Origin of the sequence: Rhizobium sp. BK112 (genome assembly GCF_014193215.1) — a bacterium.
Taxonomy (GTDB): domain Bacteria; phylum Pseudomonadota; class Alphaproteobacteria; order Rhizobiales; family Rhizobiaceae; genus Rhizobium; species Rhizobium anhuiense.
In genome coordinates, this window is record NZ_JACHYZ010000015.1 from 129,134 (window position 1) to 141,597 (window position 12,464).

Genomic DNA, 12,464 nt, shown 5'->3' on the forward strand with positions numbered 1-12,464 from the left:
TTTTCCCTTTAGCGAAGTTTGGCCAGTGCATCGGCGGTGCGCTCGATGGCAATGGCAAGATTGTCGCGCGATGTCGCGAAGGAAAGGCGAATATAGGGTTCGACACCGAAAGCGGCACCCGGAACGGTTGCGACCTTGCCTTCCCTCAGGAGATAGGAGGCCAATTCGGTATCGTTGGAAATCCTGGCGCCGTCGGGCGCCGTCTTGCCGATATAGTGGGCGCATTTTGGAAAGAGGTAGAAGGCCCCTTCCGGTGCTCGCACCTCAAGACCGGGTATCGCGCTGAAGCCCCTTGCAACGAGTTCGCCGCGCGCCTTGTATTCGGCAACCGCCGTCGTGACGAAGTCCTGGGGACCATTGAGCGCTGCCGCGGCGGCAAACTGGGTGATGGAGGACGGGCAGGTCGTGCTCTGGGACTGAAGCTTGTTCAGGGCCCTGGTCAGTTCCCGCGGGCCGGCCGCATAACCGAGGCGCCATCCCGTCATGGCATAGGCCTTGGATACGCCGTTGATGATGAGCGTCCGGTCCTTCAGCTCCGGGCAAGCGACGACGAAGGACGTGAAGGGCACCTCGCCGCAGACGATATGTTCGTAGATCTCATCCGACATGATCGCCACGTGGGGATGGCGCGCCAGCACCGCACCAAGCGCCTTCAGTTCGTCCGCCGTATAGATCGCCCCCGTCGGATTGGAGGGAGAGTTGAACAGGAACCATCGCGTCTTCGGCGTGATGGCTGCTTCCAGCCGCTCGGCTGTGATTTTGAAGGCATCCTCGACACCGCAAGGCACGGTTTTGGGAATGCCGCCATGCAGGATGACGATGTCGGTGTAGGAGACCCAGTAAGGCGCCGGCACGACCACCTCGTCGCCGGGCTCCAGCGTTGCCAGGAATGCATTGAAGAGTATCTGCTTGGCGCCGTTGCCGATGGAGATCTCATCCATGGCGTAGTCAAGGCCGTTCTCGCGTTTGAACTTGGCGACGATCGCTTCGCGCAGCTCCACCAGGCCGTCCGGCGCGGTATAGCGGGTAAGCCCCTTGCGCATCGCCTCGATCGCCGCCTGGACGATATGATCGGGCGTATCGAAATCGGGCTCGCCGAGCGAGAGGTCGACGACATGCTCTCCCTTGGCCCGCATCGCCTTGGCGGCGATCGACACCGCCATGGACGGCGAGGATTTGATCGTCGCGACGCGCGTGCTTTCGAATGCAATCATATTCATGCCTTGCCTCCCTGGGTCCGGCCCCTGCCGTAGGCTTCAGCCTGTTCTTCGGTGATGTATCCATGCCTTAGGTCGTGTTCGATCGCGTCAGTCGGGCGATTTGCCGGATCGCCGTAACCGCCGCCGCCCGGAAGCGACAGAACGAGGCGCCGGCCTTCCGGTACGAATTGCAGCCCCTTGCCCTTGAGAACCGTACCGTCGTCGAGCACAACGGCGCCGGCCGTGCCGCTCTGTCCGCCTTCGCGGCCGCGTGCGGGGTGGCCGAGCCTGTCGAACATGGCGGAGAAGCGGAAGCTGAAGCCTTCGGCCGCTTCGATCTCGATCATCTGACCGAGACCGCCGCGTTGCGCGCCGGCACCCCCGGACCCCTCGCGCAACTCCTTGCGCCAGATGATGACGGGGCCGACATTTTCCGTCGCCTCGATCGGCATCGTGTGCACGCCGCTCGGAAAGGCGGTGGCGTTCAAGCCATCGAGAGCGGCACGCGCGCCGGAGCCGCCGGAATTGAACATCAGGATTTCCGCGCCCTTGCCGCCGATCTGATCGGAGACGGGGCGCACGCTCATATGCAGGTTCCAGAGTGCGCTGGCACCCTCCGCCGGCACCTGGCCCGGAAGCGCCTGATGCAGCGCGCCGAGCACGAGGTCCGGCACGAAATGGCCGAGAACGTGGCGGACGGCGACCGGCGCCGGCCGCTTGGCATTGAGGATGCAGCCCTCCGGCGCCACGACGTCAAAGGGTGCGAGCGAGGCGGCGTTGTTGGGAATTTCCGGCGCCACGACGCATTTGATGCCGTAACAGGCATAGGCCTTGGCATAGACGAGCGGCACGTTGATGCCGAACTTGCTCATGCCGGAGGTGCCATCGAAATCGACCACGACCCCCTCGGGACCGATGGTAAGTTTTGCGGCGAGATGCACCGGCTCATCATAGCCGTCGAGATCGAGGCTATAATTCCAGGAGCCATGCGGAAGGTTCTGCAGCCGCTCCAGCGTTGCCTCGCGGCTGTGCTTGAGGATGAAGCCGCCGATCGTCGACAAATCAGGAAGATTGAATTCCGTCAGCATATCGACGAGCCGGCGATGGCCCGTTTCATTGCAGGCGGCGAGCGCATAAAAGTCGCCGACGACCTTATCGTTTTCGCGAACATTGTTGCGCACAATATGGATCAGCGTCCGGTTCAGCTCGCCGCGCTCGAAGAATTTCATGATCGGGATGAAGATGCCCTCTTCATAGACTTCGCGGGCATCCGGGCCGAAACCGCGACCACCGACATCGACGACATGCGCGGTCGAGGCAAAATAACCGACCAGCTTGCCGTGATGGAAGGAGGGCGTGACGACGGTGATGTCGTGCAGATGGCCCGTTCCCTTCCATGGATCGTTGGTGATGTAGACGTCGCCTTCGAAGATATTGTCCGGCCCGATATCGGCAATGAAATGCGCGACGGATTCTGCCATGGCGTTGACGTGACCGGGCGTGCCGGTAACCGCCTGCGCCAGCATGCGGCCTTCCAGGTCGAAGACGCCGGCCGACAGATCGCCCGCCTCGCGTACGGAGGTGGAGAAGGCCGTGCGGATCAGCGTCTGCGCCTGCTCCTCGACGACGGAGATCAGCCGGTTCCACATGACCTGCATATGGATATCGATCATGGATTGGTTCATGTGACTATCCTCAGATCCGGGTTACGAGAAGGCAGCCATCGCGCTGAACGACGGCTTTGAAAGAGGCGGTGAGAACCGTCGAGGTCTCGCGCTCGACGATGACGGCGGGGCCTTTGACCACGTCGCCGGGCGTCAGGCCGGTACGCTCGTGAATGCCCGCTTCGAGATAGGCGCCCTGCGCAGCCTCGAACAGGCGGCGGGTCTTGCCCGGCTGCACGACATTGCCTTCGGCGATGGAGGATACGCGCTCCACCGGCGGCAGCGGCGAACTCGCCTTGACCGACCAGCTGACGATCTCGATATCGAGACCTTCGATGGCGCGGCCGAAGAAACGCTCATATTCCTTTTCGAACGAGGCGGCGATCGTCTCAGCACTCGCGGCGTCGAAATTGTCATCGGCAAGCGGGACCGGGATATCCCAGCCCTGCCCGGCATAACGCATGAACAGCGTGCGTTCGATCACCGGGGAGCCCGCATCGAGCCCGCCTTCGACGAAGCCCAGCGCCTCAGCCTTCATGGCTTGCAGGAGCCGGTTGGCCTCGGAATATTCGAAATTCGACAGGTTGAAGACGGCGCTGCGGACGGACTCATAGCCGAACGGCGCCTTGAGGAAGCCGATCGCCGAACCGACGCCGGCACCCGGCGGAACGAGGAAGGTCGAGATACCCATTTTTTCACAGAGGCGCGCGGCATGCAGCGGCCCGGCGCCACCGAAGGTGATCATGGTGAAATCGGAAATGTTCTTGCCGTTCTCGACGGTGTGGACGCGGCCGGCATTGGCCATGTTTTCGTCGACCATTTCGCAGGTGCCGTAAGCTGATGCTTCCGGATCGAGGCCGATGACCGAGCCGATATCGTCGCTCATCGCGCGGCGGCTCGCCTCGACGGAAAGCGGGATGGCGCCGCCGGCGAAATTGGCGGGATCGAGCTTGCCGAGGATCAGGTCAGCATCGGTGACGGTGGGGTTCTTGCCGCCGCGCTGATAACAGGCCGGGCCGGGCTCCGAGGCCGCCGAGTGCGGCCCGACGCGGATCTGGCGCATTGCGTCGACCGAAGCGATCGAACCGCCGCCCGCGCCGATTTCGACCATCTCGACGACGGGGATGGAAATCGGCATGCCGGATCCCTTGCGGAATCGATAGGTGCGCGCGACTTCGAACGTCTTGGCCGTCTTCGGCACCTGGTTTTCGATCAGGCAGATCTTGGCGGTCGTGCCACCCATATCGAAGGAAAGAACCGTATCGAGACCATGTTGACGGGCGATGTCGGCCGCGAAGATCGCGCCGCCCGCCGGACCGGATTCGACCAGACGCACCGGAAACTCGGAGGCGCTCTCGACCGAGACGATCCCGCCGCCGGAATGGATCATGAAGACCGGGCAGCCGACTCCGATCTCCTTCAGCGACACGACGAGACGGTCGAGATAGGATTTGATCGCCGGCTTGACATAGGCATTGGCGCAAACCGTGTTGAAGCGCTCGAACTCGCGCATCTGCGGCGAAACTTCCGACGAGATCGAAACGGAAATGCCGGGAAGGCGCTTCAGGATCGCATCGCGGACGGCGACTTCGTGCGCGCCATTCGCATAGGCATGAATGAAGCCGACCGCGACGCTTTCATAGCCGCCGGCGGCAACCTTCTCGACGACGGCTGCGACCGAAGCCTCATCCAGAGCGAGCAGAACCTTGCCCTGCGCATCGATACGCTCCCGGATGACGAAGCGGTCGGCGCGGGCAATGAGCGCCGGCGGCAGGGAGATATTGAGATCATACTGCTCGAAACGGTTCTCAGTGCGCATCTCGAGCACGTCACGAAAACCTTCCGTCGTCACGAAGGCGGTTTTGGCGCCGCGCCGCTCGATGAGCGCATTGGTGGCGAGCGTCGTGCCATGAATGAGGATACCGATCTCTGAAAGAGCGATACCCGCCATGTCGGCGACGGCCTTCACGCCCTTGAGGATCGCCCGCTCCGGTGCCGTATAATCCGTCAGGATCTTCGTCGAGTGGAGCGTCCCATCGAGGTCGAGAGCGATATCCGTAAAGGTGCCGCCGATATCGACGCCCACCCGGCAGTTTCGTGGCGTGCTGCTCACCGTCTTGTTCCCCGCTTTCTTAACGTTGGAGGCCGCGCTCGCGCGGCCATGCGCCGTGCCATTCTTCACTGTTGCAAACGACACTGCAACATTTCCGCTTGACGATCTTCGTATATGTCACTTATCATATAAGTGTCAATTAAGAAAAGGATCGAAAATCTCGAAATCCGCTCTTCTCCGCAACTTCGGGAAAGAGAAATTATCCAACAAAAATAATAGCTTCGCCTTTGATGCGAAGCATGAACGCGGACTAAACCGCGTCAAGAGCCACCAAAACCAGAGAGCTTCAACCAGAGGGAAAAGCACATGAAATCCATCTCGAAACTTCTGAGCGCCACCGCTGTGGCCTCCGCCTTGCTGTTTTCCAGCGCTTTGGCCGCCGACACGGTCAAGATCGGCGTCGCCGGCCCCTATACCGGCGCCAATGCGACCTTCGGCGAGCAGGTGTTCAGCGGCGTGTCCGCCTATGTCAGCGACGTCAATGCGTCGGGCGGCATCAATGGCAAGAAGATTGAACTGGTGAAGGGTGACGACGCCTGCGAACCGAAGCAGGCCGTTGCCGTCGCCAATCGTTTCGTCGATCAGGACAAGGTCCAGGCCGTGATCGGGCATTTCTGCTCGTCCAACACGATCCCCGCTTCGGAAATCTACAATGATGCCGGCATCCTCGAAATGACGCCGTCCTCGACCAATCCGACCGTGACCGATCGCGGTTTCGACAACCTGTTCCGTGGCTGCGGCCGTGACGACCAGCAGGCCGTCGTCGCCGGCAGCTTCATCCTGGATACGCTGAAGCGGGACAAGATCGCGCTCATCCACGACAAGGACACCTATGGCCAGGGCCTGGTGGACGCCGTCAAGAAGACGATCGAAGCACGCGGAATCAAGCCGGTGATGTACGAAGGCCTGACCCGTGGCGAACGTGACTTCAACGCGCTCGTCACCAAGATCAAGAGCTCCGGCGCCAATGCCGTTTATTTCGGTGGTCTCATTCCCGAAGGCGGTCCGTTGATCCGCCAGCTGAAGGAACAGGGTGTCGACGTAGTCGTCGTCAGCGGCGATGCTTTCGCGCAGACGGAACTCGTCGCAGCCGCCGGCGGGCCTGAGAATCTGAAGAACGTCTATTATTCGGCGACGCCCGATCCGCTGGCCGATCCCTCCACGCAGGGCGTCCAGGATGCGCTGAAGAAAGCCAACATCACGCCGGCCAACTACGTGCTCTATGGCTACGCCAATGCGCAGGCCATCGTCGCTGCGCTGAAGGCCGGCGACGAGCTGAAGGCCCAGGCCGACTATCTCCGCAACAACACGGTCGATTCTGCCATCGGCAAAATCACCTGGGACGCCAAGGGCGACATCAAGGACTTCAAGTTCGTCTTCTACAACTTCGACGACAAGGGAACCCCTGTCTTGGTGAAGTAAGGCATTTTGCCCGAGTTGGCCGGACCGCAAGGTTCGGCCGGCTTATCCATCCCCGAAAACCATAAGAGGGGTTCACCATGGACTTTTACATCCTGGTTCAACAATTGTTCAATGGCATCACGCTGGGGACGATCTACGGTCTGATCGCGGTCGGATACACCATGGTCTACGGCGTCATCCGGATGATCAACTTCGCCCATGGCGACGTCTATATGGTATCGGCCTATATCGCCGCCATCACACTCGCCGTGCTTGGCTATTTCGGCGTTCAGTCGGTTCCCTTCGCCTTGATATCCGTGCTGGTGATCAGCTGCGCGATCACGGCCGTCTATGGCTGGGTGATCGAACGCGTCGCCTATCGGCCGCTTCGCGGCTCGACCAAGCTTGCTCCGCTGATATCGGCCATCGGCATCTCCTTGATGCTGCAGAGCTATGTCCAGATCGCTCAGGGCGCACGCGACCAGGGCGTGCCGACACTCATCCAGGGTGCGTTTCGCATCGGTGGCGATGTCCACTTCGCACAGATCACCTATATGCAGACGGTGATCCTGTTCGCGTCGCTGATCGCCATGGGCATACTGACCTATGTGATCAACTACACCAGGATCGGCCGCGAATGCCGTGCCACCCAGCAGAATATCCGGATCTCCGCGATACTGGGGGTGAACACCGACCGGATCATTTCGACCGTCTTTGTCATGGGCGCGGCCACGGCCGCCGTCGGCGGCACGCTCGTCACCTTCAATTACGGCTCCTTCAACTTTTTCATCGGCTTCGTGATGGGCATCAAGGCCTTCACGGCCGCAGTGCTCGGCGGGATCGGTTCACTGCCCGGCGCCGTGCTCGGCGGTATCGTCCTCGGCCTGACCGAGGCTCTGTTCGCAGGCTATGTCAGCACCGACTACAAGGACGTCTTCGCCTTTGCGTTGCTCATCACCCTCCTGTTTTTCCGACCGTATGGCCTGCTTGGCCGGCCGGAAATCCAGAAAGTCTGAGAGAGGAGCAAGAAACCATGGAATCCAACCGCCTTCGCGCGCTCGTCAGGAAAGCGCTCCTCACCTTTACGGTCTCCCTCATCCTGTTCGGCCCGATCTCGGGACTGGTGCTCGAAGGATTTTCGTTCACCAACGAACTGATGCGCGCGGTGTTGCTGGCTGCCGTCGTCACGGCAGGACGTCTAGCACTCTCGCTGTTCCAGATGAGCAGCGTCGGCCGAAAACTCACCCGGCGCATCGCAGGCAACGGTGCCGGCGTGACCGTCATGACCGGCAAGGAAAGGTCGCCGGCGCTGCTCCTTGCCGTGCTGTTTCTCGCAGGGCTGAGCCTGCCGTTTTTTGCCGACAAATACCTCCTGGGTATCGCGATCCTCGCCCTGATCTATTGCCTGCTCGGCCTGGGGCTCAACATCGTCGTCGGGCTTGCTGGCCTGCTCGATCTTGGCTACGTCGCCTTCTACGCCGTCGGCGCCTATCTCCTGGCGCTCGGATCGCAATATCTCGGCATCGGGTTCTGGGGCGCTCTGGTGCTCGCCCCATTCCTGGCCGGCCTCTTCGGCATGGTCCTCGCCTTTCCCGTTCTCAAGATGCATGGCGACTACCTTGCCATCGTCACGCTCGGATTCGGCGAGATCATTCGTCTTGTGCTGAACAACTGGCTTGATTTCACCGGCGGGCCGAACGGCGCTCCGGTTCCGGCACCGACCTTCCTCGGCCTCGAATTCACTCGTACCGCCAAACAGGGCGGCGTTCCCATTCATGAATATCTGGGCATCCCCTACAGCGCGGACTACCGGTTCTGGTTTCTCTATTTCGTGCTGTTTCTTGTCGTCTGCTTCGTCATCTACGCCGTGGAGCGGCTGCGCGTCATCCCTCTCGGCCGCATGTGGGAAGCGCTGCGCGAAGACGAGATCGCCTGTCGTTCGCTCGGCGTCAATCACGTCTTCACAAAGCTCACGGCCTTCATGCTCGGCGCCTCCACAGGTGGCCTGGCCGGCGTCTTCTTTGCTGCACAGCAGGGCTTCGTGAATCCGACATCCTTCACCTTCTTCGAATCCGCCCTCATCCTGGCCATCGTCGTCCTTGGCGGCCTCGGATCGACGGCCGGCGTCATCTCGGCAGCGCTCGTTCTCACCATTCTTCCGGAACTTCTGCGCGAATTCGCCGAATACCGCGTTCTCGTCTTCGGCATTCTGATGGTGGTGATGATGATCTGGAAACCGCGTGGCCTGGTCCGCATCAAGCGCCCGGCCTTCTTTCCGAGCTCGATGAAAGAAGGCATCGGAACCGAACTGTCCTTTGAGGGCAAGGCGGAGGCGGGACGATGAACGGACCTATCCTCGACGTGCAGAATGTCACGATGCGGTTCGGCGGCATCGTCGCCAACCGGGACGTCAGCTTCTCGGTCGAACGCGGCGCGGTGACCGCCCTGATCGGTCCCAACGGCGCCGGCAAGACGACGATGTTCAACTGCATCACCGGCTTCTATCGCGCCAGCGAAGGCCGCATCATGCTGAACGGACGCGAAGGCCCGATCGATATCGGCCAGTTGGTGACGAAACCGGTTACCGGCGGCTCGCACCTCGTGACACGCGCCGGGATTGCCAGGACGTTCCAGAACATCCGCCTGTTCAAGGAAATGTCGGTTATCGAGAACCTTCTGATCGCCCAGCACCTCACCACCCGCAACAACATCCTCAGCGGTGTTTTCCGGACTGGAGCGTTCCGCAAGGCCGAGGGAGAGGCCATCGACCGTGCCTATTACTGGCTCGGGCAGATGAAGCTTGCCGACGACGCCAACCGCCTGGCCGGTGAACTGCCTTACGGCCGGCAGCGCCGCGTCGAGATTGCCCGCGCCATGTGTACGGGCCCGAGCCTCATATGCCTCGACGAACCAGCCGCGGGCTTGAACCCCTCCGAAACGCTGGATCTGGCGGAAGTCATCCAGCGGCTCTGTGACGATCACGATCAGACGGTTCTCGTCATCGAACACGACATGGGCCTCGTCATGCGCATTTCGAACCACATCGTCGTGCTCGATCATGGCGAGGTGATCTCCGACGGCACGCCTGAGCATGTCGCCAATGACCCGGCCGTCGTCGCCGCTTATCTCGGTGTCAGCGAAGAAGAGGTACCAGCATGAGCCAATCGTCCGACACGCAGGTACCGCTTCTCGAATTCGCCGGCGTCCATGCCCATTACGGCGCGGTCGAAGCGCTGAAGGCGGTAAACGTCCACATCTCCGCCGGTGAGATCGTCAGCCTGATCGGTGCAAACGGCGCCGGCAAGACCACACTGCTTTCTTCTATTTTCGGCGCCCCGCGCGCCTCATCGGGCAAGATCCTGCATCGTGGCGAAGATATCTCCCATATGCCGACCAGCAGGATTTCCCGGCGTGGCATCGCGCTCGTTCCGGAGGGCCGGCAGATCTACCAGGAGATGTCCGTCGAGGAGAATATGATGATGGGCACGACACCGATCGGCATGGCCCATTTCGAAGAAGACAGGAACACCATGTTCGAGCTCTTCCCGCGTCTCAAGGAACGTCGAAACCAGACCGCCGGCACCATGTCCGGCGGCGAGCAGCAGATGCTCGCCATCGCCCGCGCCATGATGGCGCGGCCCGAATTGATCCTGTTCGACGAACCCTCGCTCGGCCTGGCGCCGCTGATCGTCAAGCGCGTTTTCGAGGTTTTGCGGGAAATCGCCGCAATGGGCAAAACGATATTTCTCGTCGAGCAAAATGCCAATCACGCCTTGAAGCTCTCCCAGCGGGCCTATGTCATGGTCAACGGCCGCATTCATCTCTCCGGCGACAGCGCCGCCCTTCTCGACAACCAAGACGTCCGCAAGGCCTATCTCGGGCTGCACTGAACGCAGGGATTTCCATGCTGCACAAGAACCTGATCGCCGGGGAATGGGTTGCCGGCGACGCTTCGGCGAACATAAACCCGTCCAACACCCATGACGTCGTCGGCGAATTTGCCCGCGCCAATGCCGATGACGTCAGGGCTGCCATCGCGGCCGCAAAGTCGGCTTTGCCAGCCTGGTCCCAAGCGCCGATCCTGATCCGCCATGCCATTCTGAAGAAGACCGGCGACGAGATATTGGCGCGCAAGGAGGAGCTCGGACGCCTGCTGGCCCGCGAGGAAGGCAAGACCTTGCCCGAGGCAATCGGCGAAGTCACCCGCGCCGGCCAGATCTTCGATTTCTTTGCGGGCGAGGTTCTCAGGCTGTCGGGAGAAACGCTGCCCTCGGTTCGCCCCGGCGTCGGCATCGACATCACCCGCGAACCGGTCGGCGTCGTCGGAGTGATCACGCCCTGGAACTTTCCGATCGCCATCCCCGCCTGGAAGATCGCGCCGGCCCTTGCCTATGGCAATACGGTCGTCCTGAAACCCGCCGATCTGGTGCCGGGCTCGGCCTGGTCCCTGGTCGAGATCCTTCACCGGGCGGGCGCGCCGGCCGGTGTCGTCAATCTCGTCATGGGACGCGGCAGCGTGGTCGGCCAGACGATGCTCGACAGCCCCGATATCAACGCCCTGACCTTTACCGGGTCGGCAGCGACAGGAAAGCGTGTCGCGCTCGCGTCGATCGAGCATAATCGCAAGTTCCAGCTGGAGATGGGCGGCAAGAACCCCTTCGTGGTCCTTGACGATGCCGATCTCGAGGTCGCCGTCGAGGCGGCCGTCAATTCGTCCTTCTTCTCCACCGGCCAGCGTTGCACGGCATCCTCACGACTGATCGTGACGGAAGGCATTCACGACCGCTTCGTGGCGGCACTTACCAGACGTCTTGGGGGGCTTGTCGTCGACGATGCTCTGAAGAGCGGCACGCATATCGGCCCCGTCGTCGATGAAGGCCAGTTGCGGCAGGACACCGACTATATCGATATCGGCCGACAGGAAGGCGCAAGGCTCGCCTTCGGCGGCAACAGGCTGGAACGGGCGACACCCGGCTTCTATCTCGAACCCGCACTTTTCACCGAAGCGACGAACCAGATGCGGATCGCGCGGGAGGAAATCTTCGGCCCGGTCGCCGCCGTCATCCGGGTGAAGGATTACGACGAGGCGCTCGCCGTCGCCAATGATACCAGCTTCGGCCTCTCCTCCGGGATCGCCACCACCAGCTTGAAACATGCGACGCATTTCAAGCGCAATGCCGAAGCCGGTATGGTCATGGTCAATCTGCCGACGGCCGGTGTCGATTTCCACGTGCCGTTCGGCGGCCGCAAGGGCTCGTCCTTCGGCCCGCGCGAACAGGGCCGATATGCCGCGGAATTCTACACCTCGGTCAAAACCGCCTACACGCTTGCATAGGGAAAACCGATGAAAATTCTCGTGCCAGTCAAACGGGTTGTCGACTACAACGTGAAGATCCGGGTTCGTCCGGATGGCACGGGTGTCGAGCTTGCCAATGTGAAGATGTCGATGAACCCGTTCGACGAGATCTCGGTGGAAGAGGCGCTGCGGCTGAAGGAAGCCGGCAAGGCCGAAGAGGTGGTCGTGGTGTCGATCGGTCCTGCCAAGGCCGAGGAGACGCTGAGGACGGCACTCGCCATGGGCGCCGACCGGGCGATCCTGGTCGAGACCGACGATGCGGTCGAGCCGCTGGCGGTTGCCAAGATCCTCAAGGCTGTCGCCGATGCCGAACAGCCCGGCCTTGTTATCGTCGGCAAGCAGGCGATCGACGACGATTCGAACCAGACCGGCCAGATGCTGGCGGCACTGCTTGGCATGCCCCAAGCGACCTTCGCCTCGAAGATCGAGATTGACGATGGCAAGGCGACCGTCACCCGCGAAGTCGATGGCGGCCTGCAGACGATCGAGATCAAGCTGCCGGCGGTGGTCACCTCGGACCTGCGCCTGAACGAACCGCGTTATGCCTCGCTGCCTAATATCATGAAGGCGAAGAAGAAGCCGCTCGACAAGAAGTCTCCTGCCGATTTCGGTGTTGCCACCACACCGCGCCTCAAGGTGTTGAAGACCGAGGAGCCATCCGGCCGCAAGGCCGGCGTCAAGGTCAAGTCGGTCGCCGAGCTGGTCGACAAGCTCAAGAACGAAGCCGGCGT

Annotated in this window: 10 protein-coding genes; 7 read left to right on the forward strand and 3 right to left on the reverse strand. The window is 61.6% G+C overall.

Going from position 1 to position 12,464, the window contains the following annotated elements:
* Positions 1-8: 8 nt before the first annotated feature.
* Genes FHT75_RS30365 through FHT75_RS30375 form a run of 3 tightly spaced genes read right to left on the reverse strand, consistent with a single transcriptional unit; the run spans position 9 to position 4,976 of the window.
* Positions 9-1,220 (reverse strand): pyridoxal phosphate-dependent aminotransferase, encoded by a 1,212-nt coding sequence (locus FHT75_RS30365; RefSeq protein WP_028756392.1) that lies wholly within the window; start codon positions 1,218-1,220, stop codon positions 9-11.
* Positions 1,217-2,884 carry a hydantoinase B/oxoprolinase family protein gene (locus FHT75_RS30370; protein WP_029868371.1) on the reverse strand — a complete coding sequence of 556 codons (1,668 nt, stop codon included), beginning with the start codon at positions 2,882-2,884 and terminating at the stop codon, positions 1,217-1,219. The genes FHT75_RS30365 and FHT75_RS30370 overlap by 4 nt, the downstream gene beginning before the upstream one ends.
* Before the next feature lie 10 nt (positions 2,885-2,894).
* On the reverse strand, positions 2,895-4,976 hold the full coding sequence (locus FHT75_RS30375) for a hydantoinase/oxoprolinase family protein (protein ID WP_029868370.1): 2,082 nt from the start codon (positions 4,974-4,976) through the stop codon (positions 2,895-2,897).
* Between the two features lie 306 nt (positions 4,977-5,282).
* Between FHT75_RS30375 and FHT75_RS30380 the strand changes: the two genes are divergently transcribed.
* The 7 genes from FHT75_RS30380 to FHT75_RS30410 form a co-directional block, all read left to right on the forward strand.
* Positions 5,283-6,398 carry an ABC transporter substrate-binding protein gene (locus FHT75_RS30380; RefSeq protein WP_029868369.1) on the forward strand — a complete coding sequence of 372 codons (1,116 nt, stop codon included), beginning with the start codon at positions 5,283-5,285 and terminating at the stop codon, positions 6,396-6,398.
* Positions 6,399-6,475: 77 nt separating this feature from the next.
* Positions 6,476-7,393, forward strand: a complete 918-nt coding sequence (locus FHT75_RS30385) for an ABC transporter permease subunit (RefSeq protein WP_028755661.1) — start codon at positions 6,476-6,478, stop codon at positions 7,391-7,393.
* 17 nt (positions 7,394-7,410) lie between these two features.
* A complete protein-coding gene (gene livM, locus FHT75_RS30390; protein ID WP_097543715.1) occupies positions 7,411-8,721 on the forward strand; it encodes a high-affinity branched-chain amino acid ABC transporter permease LivM in 1,311 nt (436 codons plus the stop codon).
* On the forward strand, positions 8,718-9,536 hold the full coding sequence (locus FHT75_RS30395; protein ID WP_063473535.1) for an ABC transporter ATP-binding protein: 819 nt from the start codon (positions 8,718-8,720) through the stop codon (positions 9,534-9,536). The genes livM and FHT75_RS30395 overlap by 4 nt, the downstream gene beginning before the upstream one ends.
* On the forward strand, positions 9,533-10,267 hold the full coding sequence (locus FHT75_RS30400; protein ID WP_028755658.1) for an ABC transporter ATP-binding protein: 735 nt from the start codon (positions 9,533-9,535) through the stop codon (positions 10,265-10,267). Before FHT75_RS30395 ends, FHT75_RS30400 begins: the two co-directional genes overlap by 4 nt.
* Positions 10,268-10,281: 14 nt before the next feature.
* On the forward strand, positions 10,282-11,712 hold the full coding sequence (locus FHT75_RS30405) for an aldehyde dehydrogenase family protein (protein ID WP_028757613.1): 1,431 nt from the start codon (positions 10,282-10,284) through the stop codon (positions 11,710-11,712).
* 9 nt (positions 11,713-11,721) lie between these two features.
* A partial coding sequence (locus FHT75_RS30410) for an electron transfer flavoprotein subunit beta/FixA family protein (RefSeq protein WP_183851515.1) occupies positions 11,722-12,464 on the forward strand: 743 nt, incomplete at its 3' end.

What these genes read in the sequence shown, in the direction of transcription:
- FHT75_RS30405 (WP_028757613.1), top strand. Translation starts at nt 10,282, where the DNA reads ATGCTGCACAAGAACCTGATCGCCGGGGAATGGGTTGCCGGCGACGCT.
- FHT75_RS30370 (WP_029868371.1), bottom strand. Translation starts at nt 2,884, where the DNA reads ATGAACCAATCCATGATCGATATCCATATGCAGGTCATGTGGAACCGG.
- FHT75_RS30385 (WP_028755661.1), top strand. Translation starts at nt 6,476, where the DNA reads ATGGACTTTTACATCCTGGTTCAACAATTGTTCAATGGCATCACGCTG.
- FHT75_RS30400 (WP_028755658.1), top strand. Translation starts at nt 9,533, where the DNA reads ATGAGCCAATCGTCCGACACGCAGGTACCGCTTCTCGAATTCGCCGGC.
- livM (WP_097543715.1), top strand. Translation starts at nt 7,411, where the DNA reads ATGGAATCCAACCGCCTTCGCGCGCTCGTCAGGAAAGCGCTCCTCACC.
- FHT75_RS30380 (WP_029868369.1), top strand. Translation starts at nt 5,283, where the DNA reads ATGAAATCCATCTCGAAACTTCTGAGCGCCACCGCTGTGGCCTCCGCC.
- FHT75_RS30365 (WP_028756392.1), bottom strand. Translation starts at nt 1,220, where the DNA reads ATGAATATGATTGCATTCGAAAGCACGCGCGTCGCGACGATCAAATCC.
- FHT75_RS30395 (WP_063473535.1), top strand. Translation starts at nt 8,718, where the DNA reads ATGAACGGACCTATCCTCGACGTGCAGAATGTCACGATGCGGTTCGGC.